This is a genomic window from Streptomyces sp. B6B3 (assembly GCF_039871525.1).
In the GTDB taxonomy this organism is placed as follows: domain Bacteria; phylum Actinomycetota; class Actinomycetes; order Streptomycetales; family Streptomycetaceae; genus Streptomyces.
In genome coordinates this window covers 210,871-229,250 of record NZ_JBDPLU010000008.1, presented here as the reverse complement: position 1 = coordinate 229,250, position 18,380 = coordinate 210,871, and the positions used below count along the sequence as shown (strand labels likewise).

Annotated in this window: 17 protein-coding genes; 4 read left to right on the top strand and 13 right to left on the bottom strand. The window is 73.1% G+C overall.

All coding sequences use genetic code 11. From position 1 onward, the window contains the following. Position 1 precedes the first annotated feature (1 nt). Entirely contained in the window at positions 2 to 2,695 is a 2,694-nt protein-coding gene (locus ABGB06_RS18960; RefSeq protein WP_347590843.1) for a lanthionine synthetase LanC family protein, read from the bottom strand. 47 nt (positions 2,696 to 2,742) lie between these two features. Continuing rightward, positions 2,743 to 2,919, bottom strand: a complete 177-nt coding sequence (locus ABGB06_RS18955; RefSeq protein WP_347590841.1) for a hypothetical protein — start codon at positions 2,917 to 2,919, stop codon at positions 2,743 to 2,745. A gap of 146 nt (positions 2,920 to 3,065) precedes the next feature. Here ABGB06_RS18955 and ABGB06_RS18950 point away from each other — a divergent pair, with 146 nt between their 5' ends. Further along, a complete protein-coding gene (locus ABGB06_RS18950; RefSeq protein ID WP_347590839.1) occupies positions 3,066 to 4,115 on the top strand; it encodes a methyltransferase in 1,050 nt (349 codons plus the stop codon). A gap of 3 nt (positions 4,116 to 4,118) precedes the next feature. Here ABGB06_RS18950 and ABGB06_RS18945 read toward each other — a convergent pair whose 3' ends face one another. Continuing rightward, positions 4,119 to 4,322, bottom strand: coding sequence for a helix-turn-helix transcriptional regulator (locus tag ABGB06_RS18945; RefSeq protein WP_347590837.1), 204 nt, complete (start codon positions 4,320 to 4,322; stop codon positions 4,119 to 4,121). Continuing rightward, positions 4,322 to 4,795, bottom strand: coding sequence for a DUF2975 domain-containing protein (locus ABGB06_RS18940; protein ID WP_347590836.1), 474 nt, complete (start codon positions 4,793 to 4,795; stop codon positions 4,322 to 4,324). The genes ABGB06_RS18945 and ABGB06_RS18940 overlap by 1 nt, the downstream gene beginning before the upstream one ends. A gap of 152 nt (positions 4,796 to 4,947) precedes the next feature. Here ABGB06_RS18940 and ABGB06_RS18935 point away from each other — a divergent pair, with 152 nt between their 5' ends. Beyond that, positions 4,948 to 5,397, top strand: coding sequence for a VOC family protein (locus ABGB06_RS18935; protein WP_347590835.1), 450 nt, complete (start codon positions 4,948 to 4,950; stop codon positions 5,395 to 5,397). A 45-nt stretch (positions 5,398 to 5,442) separates the two neighbouring features. Here ABGB06_RS18935 and ABGB06_RS18930 read toward each other — a convergent pair whose 3' ends face one another. The 3 genes from ABGB06_RS18930 to ABGB06_RS18920 all read right to left on the bottom strand — a co-directional run bounded on the left by ABGB06_RS18930 (position 5,443) and on the right by ABGB06_RS18920 (position 8,060). Further along, on the bottom strand, positions 5,443 to 5,811 hold the full coding sequence (locus ABGB06_RS18930) for a hypothetical protein (protein ID WP_347590834.1): 369 nt from the start codon (positions 5,809 to 5,811) through the stop codon (positions 5,443 to 5,445). 141 nt (positions 5,812 to 5,952) lie between these two features. After that, positions 5,953 to 7,479, bottom strand: a complete 1,527-nt coding sequence (locus ABGB06_RS18925) for an MFS transporter (RefSeq protein ID WP_347590833.1) — start codon at positions 7,477 to 7,479, stop codon at positions 5,953 to 5,955. Between the two features lie 125 nt (positions 7,480 to 7,604). Beyond that, positions 7,605 to 8,060: an SAM-dependent methyltransferase gene (locus ABGB06_RS18920; RefSeq protein WP_347591072.1), complete on the bottom strand. Its 456-nt coding sequence runs from the start codon at positions 8,058 to 8,060 to the stop codon at positions 7,605 to 7,607. Positions 8,061 to 8,235: 175 nt separating this feature from the next. Between ABGB06_RS18920 and ABGB06_RS18915 the strand changes: the two genes are divergently transcribed. Continuing rightward, positions 8,236 to 11,004 (top strand): AAA family ATPase, encoded by a 2,769-nt coding sequence (locus ABGB06_RS18915; RefSeq protein ID WP_347590831.1) that lies wholly within the window; start codon positions 8,236 to 8,238, stop codon positions 11,002 to 11,004. A gap of 87 nt (positions 11,005 to 11,091) precedes the next feature. On the opposite strand, the gene ABGB06_RS18910 is transcribed toward ABGB06_RS18915, so the two are convergent. The 5 genes from ABGB06_RS18910 to ABGB06_RS18890 form a co-directional block, all read right to left on the bottom strand. Continuing rightward, positions 11,092 to 11,688 (bottom strand): ATP/GTP-binding protein, encoded by a 597-nt coding sequence (locus tag ABGB06_RS18910; protein WP_347590830.1) that lies wholly within the window; start codon positions 11,686 to 11,688, stop codon positions 11,092 to 11,094. Beyond that, positions 11,669 to 12,013, bottom strand: a complete 345-nt coding sequence (locus ABGB06_RS18905; RefSeq protein WP_347590828.1) for a DUF742 domain-containing protein — start codon at positions 12,011 to 12,013, stop codon at positions 11,669 to 11,671. Before ABGB06_RS18905 ends, ABGB06_RS18910 begins: the two co-directional genes overlap by 20 nt. Positions 12,014 to 12,054: 41 nt before the next feature. Beyond that, entirely contained in the window at positions 12,055 to 12,480 is a 426-nt protein-coding gene (locus tag ABGB06_RS18900; protein WP_347590826.1) for a roadblock/LC7 domain-containing protein, read from the bottom strand. Then, positions 12,477 to 14,891 (bottom strand): nitrate- and nitrite sensing domain-containing protein, encoded by a 2,415-nt coding sequence (locus tag ABGB06_RS18895; protein WP_347590824.1) that lies wholly within the window; start codon positions 14,889 to 14,891, stop codon positions 12,477 to 12,479. The genes ABGB06_RS18900 and ABGB06_RS18895 overlap by 4 nt, the downstream gene beginning before the upstream one ends. Before the next feature lie 378 nt (positions 14,892 to 15,269). Beyond that, complete coding sequence (locus ABGB06_RS18890; RefSeq protein ID WP_347590822.1) at positions 15,270 to 16,274, bottom strand: helix-turn-helix domain-containing protein; 1,005 nt, start codon at positions 16,272 to 16,274, stop codon at positions 15,270 to 15,272. Between the two features lie 217 nt (positions 16,275 to 16,491). Between ABGB06_RS18890 and ABGB06_RS18885 the strand changes: the two genes are divergently transcribed. After that, the gene (locus ABGB06_RS18885) at positions 16,492 to 17,781 is read left to right on the top strand and encodes a hypothetical protein (protein WP_347590820.1); all 1,290 of its coding nucleotides are present in this window, start codon (positions 16,492 to 16,494) and stop codon (positions 17,779 to 17,781) included. Positions 17,782 to 17,805: 24 nt separating this feature from the next. Here ABGB06_RS18885 and ABGB06_RS18880 read toward each other — a convergent pair whose 3' ends face one another. Beyond that, entirely contained in the window at positions 17,806 to 18,363 is a 558-nt protein-coding gene (locus ABGB06_RS18880; RefSeq protein WP_347590818.1) for a GIY-YIG nuclease family protein, read from the bottom strand. Positions 18,364 to 18,380: the final 17 nt, after the last annotated feature.

Here is an 18,380-nt window from a genome sequence, read left to right as displayed (position 1 = left end):
CTCAGCCCGGGCCGACGACCGGGCCGACGACCGGGGTGATGACCGGGCTGAGCAGGTCGGGGTCGCCGCGGCGGTTGAGGCGGCGCAGGAAGGTGAGGACGCCGGCGTAGCCCATGCCGAACGACAGCGGCGCGTCCTGGCCGTCCAGCGGGATGAACCGCGGTGCGTCGTCGGGACCGTGGCTGCGGGTCATCAGGTGCCGCGCCACCCGGTGGGCGGCCTCCCAGTGCCGTTCCTCCCCGCTCCGCACCGCGACGTCGATCAGCATGCTGCCCACACCGCAGGCCCCGCAGCACTGCGAGAGGTTCTCCATCCGCGGGATCCAGGCGGCGCAGGCGTCCGCCGCCGCGCGGCCGACCCGGGTGCACTCGGGCTCGGCGAGCACCGAGCCGGCGTGCACCAGCGCCCGCGCCGCGCCGGAGAGGCCCTGGCACCAGGACGCGGTGATCGGCACCGCGGTGGGGGCGAGCGCCGCCTCGATCATGGGCTCGGCCTGTTTGGCCAGCTCCCGCGCCCGCAGCCGCGCGGCGTCGCGCAGGCCCGCGTCGCCGGTGCGCGCGACGGTGCCGACCAGGGCGTCGAGGATGCCCGCCCGCCCGTGCGCGTATCCGACGGTCGGGTCGACGCCGGCGCCCGCGGGCAGTCCCGGGGCGTCCGGGTCGACGGTGAGGTGCGGGGCGTCGGGGCTCGCCAGCCGCTCGGCGTGGGCCCGGGCGACGGCCAGTTGGTCGAGGTCGCCGGTGACGTCGCTCAGCAGCAGGTGGCCGAGCGCCAGGCCGGCGACCCCGCTGAAGAGGTCGTCGTTCGGCTCGGGCTCGGTGCCGCGCTCCACCGCCGGCACGTCGAGCCCCGCGGCCCTGGCGCGGGCGAGGAACAGCTCGATCCCGGTGGTCCCGGCCAGCAGCCCCTCGGGCCACCGGATGCGTCGGGTGGCCGCGTGCGCGTGCGCGGCCAGGCGTTCCACCACCTCGGGCACGCCGGGGCGCTCCAGATGGTGCAGCAGTTCCAGGCCGACGCCGGCGCTGCCGGTGTAGAGGTTGGCGTCCACGGCGCCGATCTCGGAGGGCGCGCTGTCCAGTTGGCGGCTGCCGACCTCGGCGAGCACGATGTCGAGCACGCGCGCCTCCATGGCGCGCGGCGCGGTCCGCGGCGGCGGGGGCGGGGTGTGGCCGGCGTCCCGGCCGGGCCGGTCACGGTCGCCCGTCTCGTCGTCGTGCCACCGCCCGGACGCCAGCGCCCGCAGCACCCGGTCCGCCGTCTCGCCGTCTCCGGACAGCAGTCCCTCGATGGCCGCGAGCAGCCCGTCCGGCGGCCCGGAGCTCGGTGCGCCGGAGCCCGGTGCCGCGGACCCCTGGTCGGCCAGGGCCTGGAGCATCCGGCGGCGCGCCAGATCGACGTCCTTGATCTCGGGAAGCGGCACCATGCCGGTGGCGGCGAAGCCGAGGATCATCCCCAGCGCGTAGGCGTCGTCGTCCGGGCGCGGCTCCTCGCCGGCCAGTTGCCGCGGCGGCGCGAAGCCGGGCGTGCCGCCGGGGAAGAAGACGCCGTCCAGGGCGGTGAGTCCGAAGTCGATCAGGCACGGGTCGAGCGCGTCGGGGCGGTCCTGGCCGCCCGGGCCGAGCACGACGTTGCGCGGGGTGAGGTCGCGGACGATGACGCCGCGCTCGTGCAACGCCAGGACCGTGGCGGCCAGTCGGGCCGCCAGCGTGGCGAACGCCTCGGTGGGCGCGGGGTGTCCGGGCGGCTGGAGGACGCCGTGCAGCCGGACGTGTTGCAGCAGGTTGCGCTCGCCGACGTCGCTGGTCACCAGGTACTCGTCGGGCCCGTGGGCGAAGTGGTCGACGAACTCGGGCACGCCCGCCACGCCCTCGCAGGCGTGCAGGATGCGCCGTTCGTTGCGCAGCCGGGTGCGCGCGTCGACGGCCCCGGGCCCCTCGCCGACGTGCGCCCGCGCCTGTTTGACCACCACCGGACGGCCGGTGTCGGTGTCCTCGGCCCGGTAGACGTTGCCCTGGGCCGCCTGGTAGATGCCCTGGGTGACGCGGAACCGGCCGCCCAGCGTCATGGTGTTCTCGCCCGTTCCGCCGTCGTCGGCGTGCCGTTCGGTGAACGGGTCGCTGGTCCAGGCCGGCTGCCGGTACTCCATGGTGGCGCCCGCCTCGAACCACTCCCCGGCCGGTCCGGCGATGCGGATGCCCAACGCGCCGTGCTCGCCCGCGTACCAGCGCGCGGCGAACGGGCCGAACCGGTAGTAGACGGGGGCGTCCTCGGCCACCCGCCGGTCGCTGAGCACCCGGGGACCCTCGTGCCCCCGCAGCAGTTCCGCCAACGCCAGGCCGAGCCGCCTGACCTGGTCGGGCGCGGGGTAGACGGTGACGGCCTTGCCGACCGTGGCGGGGGACTCCCGGCCGTGGTTCATGATGGCCAGGACGGTCTCGGACCGCGCGATCTTGAAATGGTGGCGCTCGGCCAGCAGCACGGGCAGCAGCCGGGCCGCCAGTCGGGGGAAGGTGTCGCTGCGCGAGGAGACGTGCAGCTTCCAGCCGTGCTCGTGGATCGGGACGCCGTGCGGGGCGACGCTCGTCCACTGGGTGCCGACGTGCACGGCAGGGCCGGGTTCCGGGAGGTCGAGAGCCGCCAGATGCTGCCGGACCAGTGCCTCGGCCTGCCAGCCCTTCGGCGCGGCGTCCGTCATCCGATCGCCTTCCCCGGCCCCCGCCGCGTCACGCTCGACCGGGTCGTTCACTCAGCGAAGGCGAGGCTGTTGTCCGTCAGGCGACAGTCGGTGCCGATGCACGAGCAACTCATGGCGCACCGGTCCGGGGCCTGGATGGCCCGCTCGACGTGGTCGAAGGACAGCTGCGGCTCGACCACACGGCGGCCGGCCACCCGCGGGGTCAGTTCGGAGAGAATATCCACAGAAACCTCTCTCAAAAAGGAACATTGACCAACTCGGTGACCATAGCAACGCGCAAATCGACGGCCAACGGCGTGATCCGGCCGATTCCCGTTGCCTGCCCATCCCCTCGTTGACGCCTCCCGACGGCCTTGTCCAGACTCGCCCCATGCCCGCCTCCCCACCCGGTCCACCCGATCCCGCGCCCTCCCCGGCCGCACGGCTGCTGGACGCGGCGGACCTGCTCGGCCCGTACGCGATCCGGGCCGCCGCCACCCTCCGCATCGCCGACCACATCGCGGCCGGACACCACACGGCGGAGGCCATCGCCGCCGCCGCGGGCACCGAACCGGACGCCACCCGGCGGCTGCTGGACTTCCTGGTCCACCGCGGCCTGTTTGCCGAGGAAACGCCCGGGGCGTTCTCGCTGACGCCGCTGTCGGAGCCGCTGCGCGAGGACCATCCGGGCGGACTGCGCGCCGGCCTCGACCTGAACGGGGTCAACGCGCGCTCCCAGCGCGCCTACCCGCTGCTCACCCACACCCTGCGGACCGGCCGGGCCGCCTATCCGGAGTCGTTCGGCACCGGCTTCTACCACGACGTGGACGACGACGACGCGGTGCTCGCCGCCCACCGAGCCGGCCGCACCGGCCGCCCCACCCCCGTCAGCGTCGCCCTGGCGGATGGCTATCCCTGGGCGGACGCCGGGCACGTCGTGGACGTCGGCGGCGGCGCCGGATCGCTGCTCGACACCCTGCTGCCCCGCCATCCCCAGCTGCGCGGCACCCTCGTCGACCTGCCGCACACCGCCGCCGCCGTGGCAACGGCTTTGGCCGGTAAGGGACTTGCCGAGCGCTGCACGACGGTCGGCGGCGACTTCTTCGACCCGGGCACCATCCCGGCGGGCGCCGACGTCTACGTCCTGCAGAACGTGCTCATCGACTGGGGCGACGACGAGGCGCTCCGCCTCCTCCGCCGCTGCCGGGAGGCCGCGGGCCGCACCGCCCGGGTGCTGTGCGTGGAGTGGTCGCCGCCCGAGCGCGGCGCCGGCGTCGCCCACGCCGACCTGCACCAACTGATCCTGAACGGCGGCCGGGTGCGCACCGAACCCCAGCTCATCCGGCTGGCCACCGCCGCCGGCCTGACCCCCGACGCCGCCCTGCGCCGCACCCTCGCGACCGGCCACCTCGTCCTGACCTGCACGCCCACCGCCGGCTGAGGTTCACTTCTCCCAGCGCAGCAGATCCCCCGGCTGGCACTCCAACGCCTCGCACAGCGCGTCGAGCGTCGTGAACCGCACCGCCTTGGCCCGCCCGTTCTTCAGCACCGCGAGGTTGGCCGGCGTGATCCCCACGCGTTCCGCCAACTCCCCCACGGACATCTTCCGCCTGGCCAACATCACGTCGATGTCGACGGTGATCGGCATCAGATCACCGCTTCCAACTCGACCCGCATCCGCGCGGCCTGGGCCAGCAACAACCGCAACACCAGCACGATGAGCGCGACCCCCAGGACCGCCACCACCACCCCGCACATCAGCAGGACGATACCGGGCGCGACCGCCTCCCCCGGCGCCAGCATCACCGCGAGCGCGAACAGCAGCACCGCCGCCGCCACGAACGCGCCGATCACCACGTCCACGTACCTGAAGGCCTCGTGCGAGAACACGGTCCCGTGCCGCACCATCGTCACCAGCCGCCACACGCACACCAGCACGACCTGGACCGTCACCACCCCCAGCACCGTGACCACGACGAACGCGGACGGCGGATACGCGACCGCGTCGACCCCCTCCAGATCGATGGCCAGAAGCGGCACCATCACCGCCTGCACGAACACCGACCCGCCGAACAACACCACGATCACCCCCCGCAACCCGTGCACCGCCAGCTGGCCCATCACCCCTCCTCCGATCGACTCTCGATAAAAAGCTATCGACATTCGATAGGCATCGGCAAGACCGCGCGACCCGCGGACACCGACGAGCCCCTCGTCAACCGGTGACCGCCTCCGCTTGACCTCAACCAGGCTTGAACTTCTACCGTCGTCTCATGACCACGACCGCTGTCCCCGAGCACTACCGCAACGCCGCGATCGCCCACGTCATGCTCGACGGCGCCGCCGCCGCGATCGACTTCTACGCCAGGGCGTTCGGCGCCGAGGAGCTCTTCCGCATCGACGGCCCGGACGGCCGCATCCTGCACGCCGAGATCAGCATCCAGGGCTCGGTCCTCATGCTGGGCGACGCCGAGGGCCCGTTCTTCAAGGCCCCGACCGCCCTCGGCGGCACCACCGTGGGGCTGCACGTCTTCGTCGACGACGTCGACGCCCTCACCCACCAGGCCACCACCGCCGGCGCCGAACTCCTGCAACCCCCCACCGACCAGTTCCACGGCGACCGCACATCCATCCTCCGCGACCCGCACGGCCACGTCTGGGTCCTCCTGACCCACCAGGAGGACCTCACCCCGGACGAACTCCTTCGCCGGGCGCGTGGATAGCGCTCGTGGTCAGGCGGTGGAGTCTTCTCCCGACAGCCCACCCGATCAACGGCGCCACCGGGATCCGCGCTGCGCACGCCGCTCGGCCCGCTGTTCCGCCCGCGCTCTCCGTTCCTCCTCGCGGGCGGCGGCCGCCGCCTCCTGCTCCGCGACGCCATCCCACGCCAACTCGACGACGGAGAACCGGCAGCCGTAGCTGAACATAGCCCCCTCACTCACCAGCAGAAACCCCTCGGCGGTGCGGTAGAGCCGCTTCTTCGTGGAGTTCCGGGCATAGTGCGGCGTGAAGGAACGAGCGATCTCCTCCAGGCGATCGAGGGCGTCCTCACGCGTGCCCGTGACGTGCTCCAACACCACGGTCGAACAGACCTGTAGTTCGGTTTGCTCAACAACGAGCCCCCACTCCACGGACATCACGCCCCTCCCCGAATCCCCGCGCTCCGCCGCCGTTTCACGACGCCCCGCCGCCGGATCACTCGGCCGGACATCGACCAACTCACTCACTGACGACGTCCGCGGACCCCAGAACGGTTGCCGCTCCCTGACGCCCGCCCGTCAACGGACGACCGGCGACCGATCCGTCTCCCGTTCGGCCGCGGCCCGTCGTGGTGCGAGCGTGAGGATCGCCGCGGCGGTCAGGATCAGCAGCGCCGCGGAGACCAGGTAGGCGACGACGTAGCCGTCGATGAAGGCGTCGACGGCCACCCGGCTCAGTTGTTCGCCGTGGGCGCCGAGTTCGTGGGCGACCGCCTGCGAGAGGGCGAGGGACTCCTGGGCCGCGTGGACGGCCTCGGGCGGCAGGCCGGACGGGGCGTTGTCGGAGACGCCCTGGCGGTAGCCGTTGTTGAGGACGCTGCCGAGGACGGCGATGCCGAGGGTGCCGCCGACCTCGCGGGCGGCGTCGTTGACCGCGGAGGCGACGCCCTGCTTGTGGGCGGGCAGGGAGTCGACGATGGAGGTGGTGGCCGGGGCGGTGGCGAGGGCCATGCCGGCACCGATCGGCAGCAGTCCGGCGAGCACCGGCCAGTACGAGCTGGCGGCGTCGAGACGGCTGAGGACGAGCACGCCCGCGGTCATCAGCAGCAGCCCGGTCCCCGCGGCCCGGCGTCGGCCGAGCCGGCCGACGATGTGCGGCGCGCGGCGGGAGAGGCCGCCGAGGACCAGGCCCATGGGCGTCACCGCCAGGCCGGCCTGCAGCGCCGTGTACCCCAGGACGAGCTGGAGGTACTGCAGGACGATGAAGATCATGCCGAAGAACACGAAGAACTGCGCGGTGATGGACAGCACGCCGGTGGCGAAGCCGCGTACCCGGAACAGCCTCGGGTCGAGCATGGGGTCCGCCGTGCGCAGGCTCCAGCCCAGCCACAGCGCAATGCCGAGCACGCCGACGGCGAACGCGGTCAGGGTGACGGCGTCGGTCCAGCCGCGGTGCGGGCCCTCGATGGTGCCGAAGACGATCCCGGCGAGGCCGAGCGAGGAGAGCAGGCCGCTGACCGCGTCGATCCGCGGTGCGGCGCTGTCGCGCGAGTCGGGGAGGACGGCGACCGCGGCCGCGAGCGTCAGCACGGCGAGGAGGCCGCCGAAGACGAAGACGGACGCCCAGGAGAACCACTCCAGCAGCAGGCCGGAGGTCAACAGGCCGAAGACGGCACCGGCGCCGGCGACGCCGATCCAGGCGCCGACCGCCTTGCCGCGCTCCTCGGCGGGGAACGAACTGGTGATGATCGACAGGGTGGTCGGCATGACCAGGGCCGCGCCGACACCGGACAGCCCTCGCAGGACGATGATCGTGCCGGGCCCGTCGGCGGCGGCCGCCGCGAACGCCCCCGCGGCGAACAGGGCCAGGCCGGCGATCAACACGGGCTTGCGGCCGAACCGGTCACCGATCGCGCCCGCCGGGAGCAGGAGCCCGGCGAACACCAGGGCGTAGGCGTCGACGATCCACTGCAGTTGGGTCTGGTCGGCGCCGGTGTCCCGTGCGAGGCCGGGGAGGGCGACGTTCAAGGAGGGAACGGCCGACACCACGACGGCGAGCGACACCAGGACGACGGCGAGCACGCCGCGGCGGCGGCCGGACGTCAACGCGGTCGCGGCCGTTTGTATGGATTGTGTTGATTGCGCTGATTGTGCTGACACGATGATCTCCCGGGAGTGATCGGCGAGGCAGGGGTGGGTACGGGCCAGGCGGCTCGGCCGGCTCGGGCGGCTCAGTAGTAGTCGCGCATCAGCTCCGTGGCCCACTCCGGCTGCCGCACCTCGCCCAGCGGTCCGAACTCGGCCATGTACGGCTTGATGTCCAGCACCGGCGTGCCGTCGATCGCGTCGAGGCCGGCGACATGCACGTCCAGCCCGTCGACCGAGCGCACGCGGCAGCGGGAGACGCCGAGGCGGTTCGGGCGGGCCTTGCCGCGCTGCGCGAAGATCCCGACGGCCGGCCATGCGGGGTTGTCGCGGGGACGCCGGGCACCGGTGAGCACGTCGTGCGGGGCGACGAGGTGGAACGCGTACACCACCTCGATATGCGAGAACTCCGCGAGACCGGCGAGGGCCTCGGCCCCGAACGCGTCGGCGTCCAGCCGGACGATCGCGCGCTCGGCGCCCCAGTCGTCGTCGTGGGCTTCCGCCCTCCCCCCGACCACGATGCCCACGGACTCCACTTCCACCTGCACGAGCGTCTCCTCGGATGCGGCACGACCCGGCTCCTTCAAGGGGCCGGCGGACGTCCTCGACGCTAGGAGCCGGCGCCGCGCGGCGGATCTGTCACGGGTACCGGGAATGACCGGCCGGTACCTGGTTCCGGAAAGCTGCCCGGTGGTGGGCGGCGGTAGGGTTCGGGCCGTGATCCTCGGACGGGACGCGGAACGGGCCCAGCTGGCGGGCATGCTCGCCGCCGCGGCCGAGGGCCGCGGTCAGGCGGTGGTCGTCCGGGGCACCGCCGGTATCGGCAAGTCCGCGTTGCTGGATCACGCGGCAGGGCTGCACGGCGCGCGGCCGCTGCTCCGGGTGACCGGCAGCGAGGCCGAGGGAGACCTTCCGTTCGCGGCCCTGCACGCCCTGCTGCACCCGGTTCGGCGCCGGATCGACGCGCTCCCGCCGCCCCAGTCCGACGCGCTGCGCGCCGCGTTCGGCCAGGGCCCCGCCCAGGGCGGGGACCGTTTCCTGGTGGGGCTCGCCGTGCTGACCCTGCTCGCCGACCTGAGCGAGGACGAGCCGCTGCTGTGTTTGGTCGACGACGCGCAGTGGCTGGACCAGGCGTCCGCCGACGCGCTGCTGTTCGCCGTCCGGCGGCTGAACGCCGAGCGGATCGCCGTCGTGTTCGGCGTCCGCGGCGGCGAGCGCCCGTTCCCCGCGGCCGGCGTCGCCGACCTGGTCCTGACGGGACTCGACGCCGAACATTCGGCGGCGCTGCTGGCCGCGCGTGGCGGCGAGATGGCCGCCGCGGTCCGCGACCGGGTCGTCGCCGAGGCCGAGGGCAACCCCCTCGCCCTGATCGAGCTGTCGGGCATGCTCGGGCCCGAGGAACGGGCCGGGCGGCTGCCCCCGCTCACCCTCTACGTCGAGGCCGACACACCGGCCGGCCGGGTCGAGACCGCCTACCGCGAGCGCATCGCCGCCTTCCCGGAGCGCACCCGGATCCTGCTGGCCGTCGCCGCCGCCGAGGGCACCGGCGGGCTCGGCCTGATCCTGCGGGCGGCGGGCCGACTGGGCGCCGGCGCCGCCGACCTGGAGCCGGCGGAACAGGCCGGTCTGGTCCGGGTCGGGCCCACCGCGTTGGCCTTCCGCCACCCGCTCGTCAAGGCCGCGGCCTACCGCGGCGCACCGCTCTCGACCCGCCAGGCCGCGCACCGGGCCCTCGCCGACGGACTGGTGTGGGCCGACGTCGAGGACCGCGAGGGCGCCGAGGACCGGCGCGCGCACCACCTGGCCGCCGCCGTCACCGGCGTCGACGAGGACCTCGGCCTGCTGCTCGAACGCGCCGCCGACCGCGCGCTGCGCCGCGGCGCGCCGGCCGTCGCCGCCTCGGTGTTCGAACGCTGCGCGCAGCTGAGCGAGGACCGCGAACTGCGCGCCCGCCGCCTGGCCGCCGCGGCCGAGGCGGCTGCCGCGGCCGGGCAGCTCGACCGGGCCGGCCGACTCGTGGTCCGCGGCACCCGGCTCACCGCGCGCCCGGAGGTGGCCGCGCGGCTGGCCGGCGTGACCGCCGCCCTGGAGTTCGAGCAGGGCAACGCCGCGGCCGCCGGCCGTATCGCCGTCGAGGCGGCCGGGACCACGGCCACGACCGCGCCGGACCAGGCGGTCACCATGCTCGGCGCCGCCGCCGGCTACGCCTGGTTCGCCGGGGACGGCGAAGTCCTGCGCCGGGCCAGCCGCCTCATGGAGATCGCGCAACAGCACAGCGACGTTTCCCTGGGCGCCGTTCCCTCGGTCGTGCCCTCGGTCGTGCGCAGTACCGAGTTCCTGCTCTCCGGTGACCACGCCGCCGCGCTGGAACTGCTCCGGTCGTCGCTGGCCGCGGTCGGCTCCTCCACCCCCGCCGACATCCTGGCGGCCACCTGCACCGTGTTCGCGGCGCTGCGGACCGGCGGGGACACGGAGGCGCTGGTCGCGGCCGACGAGCTGACCCGGAGCTGCCGGGCCGAGGGGAGGATCAGCGATCTGACGCACGCCCTGCAACTGCGAACCCAGGCACGCATCCTCGTCGGCCGCTTCGCGGAGGCCGAGGCGGACGCGGCCGAGGCGCTGCGCATCACCGACGCCATCGGCCACACCCGACGGGCCCGCACCATCCAGGGCGTGCTGTCCCTCATGGCGGCGACCCGGGGCGACGCGGAGGGCTGCGAGGAGTTGGCCCGCAACGGTGTCGACGGCGGTCTCGCCCCTGGCGCCTCCTGGGGCGGCTACGCCCTCGGGCTGCTGGCCCTGGGACGCGGCGACCACCGGCTGGCCGCCGACCGCCTGGCCGCCCTGCGGGCAGGACCGGTCGGGCACACCGTGATCGTCCGGTTCGCCCTCCCCAGCCTGGTCGAGGCCGCCGTACGCCTCGGCGAGCCGGACCGCGCGGCCGAACCGTTCGCCCGTTTCGAGGGCTGGGCGCGGAACAGCGCCCGATCCTGGGCGCGGGCGGTCACTGAACGCTGCCGCGCGCTGCTGGCCGCGCCCGAACACGCCGAACGGCACTACCTCGCCGCCCTCGACCACCACGAGCGGGCCACCCGGCCCTTCGAACACGCCCGCACCCTGCTGCTCTACGGCGAGTGGCTGCGCCGGGCCCGCCGACGCAACGACGCGGCGACCCGGCTACGCGCCGCGGCGAAGATCTTCCACGGCCTCGGCGCCGCCCCCTGGTTCGACCGCGCGGTCACGGAACTGGCCGCCGTCGGAGCCAAGCCGCGCGGCACGGCGCCCGCCCAGGCCGTCGACGAACTCTCCGCGCTGACCCCCCAGGAACGCCAGGTGGTCCTGCTCGCCGCCACCGGCGCCAGCAACCGCGAGATAGCCGCCCAGATGTTCCTGAGCCCCCGCACGGTCGGCTACCACCTCTACAACGCCTTCCCCAAACTGGGCATCACGTCCCGCACCGACCTCTCCCGCTTCCGCCGCGCCTAGCACCGCACCGACCGGCCCCGGGACGGACCAGCTCCGGGACGGACCAGCTCCGGGGCGAACGGCCCCGGGACGAACCGGCCGCCTTCGTCAGCGAGCGGCCGGGAGCCAGCTCGCCATGGTGTGCTCGACGAGGGTGATCAGGGCGAGCTTGCTGGACTCGCGGGAGCGCGCGTCGCACATCACCACCGGCACGCGCGGGTCGAGGTCGAGCGCGTGGCGCACCTCGTCCGTGTCGAAGTCGCAGGCGCCGTGGAAACGGTTGACCGCGACGACGAACGACGTGCCGCGGTGCTCGAAGTAGTCGACGGCGGGGAAGGAGTCCTCGAGGCGCCGCGTGTCGGCCAGCACGATGGCCCCGAGTGCGCCGAGAGCCAACTCGTCCCACATGAACCAGAAGCGGTTCTGCCCGGGCGTGCCGAAGAGGTACAGGACAAGGTCCCGGCTGATCGTGATCCGGCCGAAGTCCATGGCCACGGTCGTCGTGGACTTCCCCTCCACGCCGCTGAGATCGTCCACGCCCTCGCTCGTCCTCGTGATCACCTCCTCGGTCTGCAGCGGGGAGATCTCACTGACGGCACCGACCATCGTGGTCTTCCCGACGCCGAACCCGCCGGCGATCAGGATCTTGACCGCCGTCGGAGGGCCGCCGGAACCGGCATACAAGTCAAATCCTGCGAATTCCATCAAGTACCGCCTGAAGAAGGTGGATGTCCGGGGCCTCCGCCAGCGCGATCGGTGCGTGGGTGTGGATGGCGCCCATGTCGAGTAGGTCTCCGAGCAGGACCTTCGTCACGGTGACGGTCATGTCGAGCCGAGCGGAGATCTCGGCGACGGAGAGTGGGTTGCCCGTGCACATGCGCAGGATCACGATGTGCTCCGGCTCGAGACCGTGGCGTGCCGTGTCGGGGTTCGCGGCGACGATCAGGGTGATCAGGTCGAACTCGTCCCGACTCGGCCGGGTCCGGCCACCGGTTCTCGCGAACGAGCGCACGATGGGGCCGGCGTCCACGTCCCACCACGACTCCTCCGGTCCGGACATGCGTCCACACCTCAGGAGGACGGCGGCGAAGCAGCTGCCGCCTGCCGGGGCGCCGCGGCGAGGTAGTCACCGACTCGTTTGACGATCAGGTTCATCTCGTAGGCGACGAGGCCGACGTCGATGTCGGCCTCGCCGAGGATGGCGAGGCAGGCGCCGCGTCCCGCACCGGTCACGAACAGGAAGAGCCTGTCCAGTTCGACGACGGTCTGCCGGACCGGCCCCCCGTCGAAGCGGCGCCCGAAGCCCCCGGCCAGGCTCTGGAAACCCGAGGCGACGGCCGAGATGTGTTCGGCGTCCTCACGGCCGAGTTCGCGCGAGTGGGCGATCACCAGTCCGTCGGCCGACAGCACGAGGACGTGCCTCATCCTGGGCACCCGCCGCACGAGGTCGTCCAGCATCCAGCTGAGGTCGGTGCCCTGTTTCGGCATGTGCGTCATCGCGGGTCCCACTGCCCTTCTCGGGTCGGCCAGTTCCCGGTCGGCCCCTCGTCTCGTGTGTCATCCCGTCCCTGGTCCGCGGCGACGCGCCCCCGGTACGACTGGCGCTGGTACACCGACATCAGGCGGCGTGCCTCCTCGGCCGACCGTTCCTCGGGGACCGCCTCGGGCGCCGGGGTCGCGGGACGGAGCAGCTCCGGTTGCATGCTGGCCTGGCGGATCCGGCGCGGCAGCCGTTGCGGCGCCTGCCGCGGCCGGGCCACATGCAGCATGTCCGGGGGATCGGCGCGTACCGGCTCGGCCTCGTCGGGCATGCGCGGCTCCTCCCAGCGGGGCGGCGTCCCCGCCGTCTCCGAACGAGGCGGCGTCGGCTCCGGGGACGGTGGCAGCGACGTGTGTCCGACGCCGCCGGCGCCCGCCCACGCGGGCGAGCCCGCCGTTGGTCCCGCCGATCCCGCCGATCCCGCCGATCCCGCTGCTCGGATGGTGTCCGCCACCGGTGCCGCCGTCCCGACCATCGCCTCGGCCCGGTCCTGGTGCGTCCGGTCCGGGTGCGGAGCGCTGGTGTCGGTGCCCTCCAGGAGGTCCGACGGGGCCAGCACGATGGCCGAGGTCCCGCCGAAGGGCGAGGGACGCAGCGTGATCATGATGTTGTGGCGGGCGGCCAGCCTGGCGACGACGAACAGGCCGAGCCGGGTGTCCTCCGTGAAGCCCATGACGTTGAACGTGGGCGCCGCCGCCAGCAGCCGGTTGGCCTCCTCGCGCGCCTCGACGTCCATGCCGATGCCATGGTCCTCGATCTCGATCCCGAGCCCCTTGGGCACGACCTCGGCGCGGATCTGCACGCTCGTGTGCGGCGGGGCGAAGGTCGTCGCGTTCTCGACCAGTTCGGACAGCAGGTGCATCATGTCGCCCGCCACCTGGCCGGCGAGCGTGACCTCGGGAATCCCGACCAGCTTGACCCGGGAGTAGTCCTCGGTCTGGGAGGCCGCCGCACGCAGGATCTCGGTCAGCTGCACCGGACGACGCCAGCGGCGGGCGGGGTTCGCGCCGCCGAGGATGGACAGGTTCTCGGAGTTGCGCCGCATCCGCGTGGCGAGGTGATCCACCCGGAACAGTTCGGCCAGCAGATCGGGATCCTCCTGGCCTTCGCGTTCCAGCTTGTCCAGCAGTTCGAGCTGACGGTGCACCAGCCCCTGGCTGCGCTGCGCGAGGTTGAGGAACACCCGGCTGATGCCCTCGCGCGTCTCGGCCTGCTCGATCGCCGCCCGTACGGCGATGCGTTGCGCCGCGTCGAACGCGCCGGCGACCTCTCCGATCTCGTCCGAACCGTGCTCGACCTCGGGGACGACCTCCGCGAGTTCGACCCGGTCGCCCTGCTGGAGCCGGGTGATGATGTGGGGCAGTCGCTCCTCGGCCAGCCACAGGGTCGCGCCGCGCAGGTCCCGGAGCCGGCGGATCAGCGCTCGTGAGATCAGCACGGAGATCAGCACGGCCAGCACGATGGCCAGCAGGGCCCCCACGCTGGTGAGGATCACCGAGGTCATCAGCTCGTCGACCCGGTCGTTGGCGAATCCGACGGCGAAGTCCACCTGGTCCAGGGTGAGCTGCTGCAGGTTCCCCGCCACCTGAAGCATCGCGGCCTGCCAGCTCTCGAAACCGGGCGAGATCCCGCCGGACCGCATGGCCGACTGCTCCGCGGCGGCCAGCATCGACCACTCGGGGCCGGCCGTGATCGCCTGGTACTGCTCGGCCTGCGCCCCCCGCAGCGCCGGCGCCACCACCTGCCACTGTTCCTGCTGCACGCCGACGAGCCGGGTGAGTTGCCGCTGTTCCTCGGCGGACATGCCGGCGGGCGACGACAGCCCCGCGGACAGCACCGCGTTCTGCCGGGCGAGGCTCTCGAGCGCGCGGAACAGCTCCGCGGCGGTCGTCCCTTCGGTGAGCGCCTTGGCGTCGTTGGTCAGACGGGCCTCGGCCTCGAAGTACGCCATGCCGGTGCTCACGGCGCCGGTGTAGAACTCGTACGCCCCGCCGTGGTCCACCTGGCGCGCGTCGACCTGCTGGCGAAAGTCCGGCAGCGCCGCCAGCCCCTCGGTGATCTGGCCGAACAGCCGTTGAAGGGCGGGCGGGTTGTTCTCGACCACCGGCTCCGCCGCCTCGCTCATCCTCGCGAGCTTCCGGTCGGTGTCCGCGCGTTGCCGGTCGAGCAGGTCCGGATCCGCCCCGGGCTGAGCCAGGTAGGTCATCGACAGCCGGCGCTCCTCCTGAAGCGCCACCATCGCGGTCACCCCGTTGACCCCCACCGCCTCCACGTCCCGCACGGTCTGACGCAGGTCCAGCGCCTCGTTGAACCCGGTGATCGTGTAGGTGCCCCACAGCCCGGTCAGGGCCAGACTCGGGATGAGCACCAGGACGAGGACGCGGGCCCGGATCGACCAGGGGCCCCGGCGACGGCGCGGCCGGAGCAGGGTCCGCCGCCGGGCCGCACGCTGCCCGGCCCGGCCCCGCCTCGCGCGGCCGGCCGTCGACCGGGCCTCGCGCTCCGGCGCGGCGGTGGGCGAAGGTGAACTCACGGCGGGGGCCGCCTCGGCGTCATGCGGCACATCGGACAGCAAGTCGACTGTTCCCCTGCTTGGCGACAACCGGAGCATCCGCTGTGACACTCCGTAGGACAACGGCGCCCAGGGTGCCGGAGCCCCGCGCGCCGAAGTCGACGATTCGCGCACACGGCATGGTCAATTCGCGCACGGCGGCGTCCGCCTGAGGGGAGGTCCGCACCTGGCGGTTCAGCGGCGGTGCTCGCCCACCTGCGACTGCCGGTACTCGCTGGGCGTGACATCGTAGAAATGGCGGAACATACGGGCGAAAACGGTCGCGTTCTCGATGCCGACAGACCGGGCGATCGCGGCGATGGGACGCTGTCGTCGCAGCGGGCTCGCCAGGTTCCTGCGCGCCTCCTCCATGCGGGTCTGGCGGATGTACCGGGCCGGGGACGTGCCGCTCTCCCGGAAGACGATCTCGACGTAGCGGGCGGAGACCCCGAACGCCGCCGCCACCGTCCTCACGGACAGCTCCGGCTCGGCGAGATGACGCCGTATGAAGTCCCGCATGCGCAGGAGTTGGGCGTGGTGGCCGAGGAGCCCGTTCACCCCGGCCGGGTCGACGAGCTCGTCGGACCGCAACACGGAGAGCAGCAACTCCTTCAGCACGTGGCCGAGTTCCGGCAGCACCCCCGGATCGAACCGCTCGCCGCCGGCGTGCGTCTCCGCGATCGCGGCCCGCAGGACGCGCAGCACCGGGTTCTGGGCGGCGATCCGGTGCCCGACGCGTTCCCTGCTGCCCGGCACGACCCGTGCCACGTCCGCCCGGGGGAGCGTCAGCACCAGGTGATGGGCGAGCTCTTCGGCCCGCAGCTGGAAGGGAGACGTGCTGTCGAGCAGGACCGCGTCCCCGCGACGCAGGTCGGACCGCACGCTCCCGATCAGCGAGGAGCTGTCCTCCTGGGCGATCGAGAGCAGGTAGAAGTCGTCCTGGTTCCCGACGAGCATCCGGGGCGCGCGCACGACCCGCACCGGATCGGACCCGACGTCGGTCAGGGACACGCAGCCGAGGTCGAGTTGGCGGAGCCAGCCCGTGTAGCCGGCGCCGTCCCCGGTGTCACCGATCGGGATCGCGTCCAGCTCGATGAGGCAGTCGTGCAGCATTCCTCGCCACGCGTCGACGTCGGGTGGCGTGCCGCCGGCCAGGTGGGGCTGCCCGTGCGGCCGCGGGGTCCCGGAACTCGGGGTCATCGCACGGTCCTTCCATCGGCGGGGTCGGACTGCAGAAATGTACAGACCGGGTGCGCGGATGGTCGGTTCAGGTCGGGAGGGAAAGTTCACCATGTTCTCCGCCGCTCCCCTCCTCGGACGGCCGCAGCGGCAGCTGCGCGGAAGCCGCGGACCGGAGGTAGGGATGCGCAGGGCCGCCGTACTCGGGGGCAGTATCGCGGGGCTGTTGGCCGCTCGCGTGCTCAGTGATCACGCGGACGAGGTGGTGGTCCTCGAACGGGACGACGTCGCGCTCTCGGGCGACTTCGGGGGCGGTCAGGGTCCCCGGCCCGGTGTCCCGCAGGGCACCCAGATGCACGCGCTGCTGGACGCGGGCCGTCGCAGGATGGACGGCTGGTTCCCCGGGCTCTCCACCGAACTCGTCGCCGACGGCGCCGCACTCGCGGACACCGGGACGGACGTGCACAGTTACCTCGACGGCAGCCTCAAGGTGCTGGTCGGCGGCGTGGAGATGATCAGCGCCACCCGGCCCTTCCTGGAGGCGCACCTCCGCCGCAGGGTCCTGGCGCTCCACAACCTGCGCCTGGTCAACGGTCGCGTGCGCGGGCTGGCCTTCACGGCCGACCGGGTGAGCGGGGTGCGGTACGAGGGCGCGGACCCGGCCCGCGAGGACGTGCTGACCGCCGACCTGGTGGTCGACGCGACCGGCCGCGCCAGCCGGATCGGCGCCTGGTTGCGGGAGGCGGGCTGGCCCGAACCGGAGACCCGGCGCATGCACGTGGACCTCGGCTACGCCACCGCGCTGTTCCGACGCCCCGAGGGACCGCACGGCCCGACGCTGGCGCAGTCCCTGGCGACCCTGCCGGACGGCCGACTGCGGCTGGGCACCCTCGGCCGAGTCGAGGGAGACCGGTGGATCGTCCTGGTGGCCGGGTACGCGGACGACCGCCCGGGACCGACCACCGAGGAGTTCCTGCGCCGCTGCCGGGAGGACCCGGCGGAGCCGTTCCGCCGACTGGCCGAGGACGGTGAGCCCATCGGACAGCCGGTGACCTACCGGCATCCGGACAACCGGCGACGCGACTTCCACCTGCTGGACCGGCTCCCCGCCGGACTCCTCACGATCGGCGACACCCTGGCCTCGTTCAACCCCATCTACGGCCAGGGCATGTCCTCGGCCACGATGCACGCCTCATGCCTGGCGGCCTACCTCGAATCAGGCCCCTCCCTCCGGGACCCTGCCTGGCCCTACTTCCGCCAGACCCGCACCGTCGTGGACGACGCGTGGCAGACATCCGCCCTCAACGACCTGCGGATGCCCCACGTCACCGGCGCCCGACCGCGCGGCTTCAGCATCGCCACCCGCCTCAGCGACCTCATCGTCCAGGCCTCGGTGACCGACCCGGTGATCCACCGCCGCTTCCTGGAGGTGATGCACATGCTCTCCCCGGCCAAGACCCTGATGCGCCCCACCACCCTGACCCGCGCCGCCTGGACGGTACGCAAACAGCACGCCCGCCGACCATGACCAACGTGAGACGGCCCGGGACACTCACGCACCGACGGGCAACTCCCGCGCCCGCTGCCTGGCGACCGCCCGCATGGCGGTGAGCTGGCCGTGAAAGGCGTTGTGCTTGTTCTGGTGCAGGTTCAGCGGGAGATCGAGCCCCGCGATGAGCACACTCTCCAACGCCCACGGCTCGGGATGCTCCACCCAACACACCCGAGCGTGCTCAGCCATCCAGTCCGTCAACTGCCGCTCCCCATGCCTCCCGAAGGTCATCCGTTTCCCGCTCCCCACCCGCCGAAGCTCCAGCCCGAGCAGACACCCCAACGTCAGCCGCAGCGTCGACCCCTCGGCGTTGCCCCGGAAGTGATACTGCACCCGCGACCGAAGCGTCTGCCTGCTCGCCCTGTTCGCCATCCGCCGCGGCGCTATCCCCACGTACAACAGCTCATCGACCGGCAGCCCTCCGTAGGGCGCCACGGTGAACCGCCACCCATACACCCCCGCCACCCTCGGCACCGACCCCGGCCTCCCCAACACCTCCCCAGCCGACCACACCCGCCCCGGCTCCACCAGCGCCACACGTTCCAGCTCAGACGTCATGTTCCCCACTCCACCAC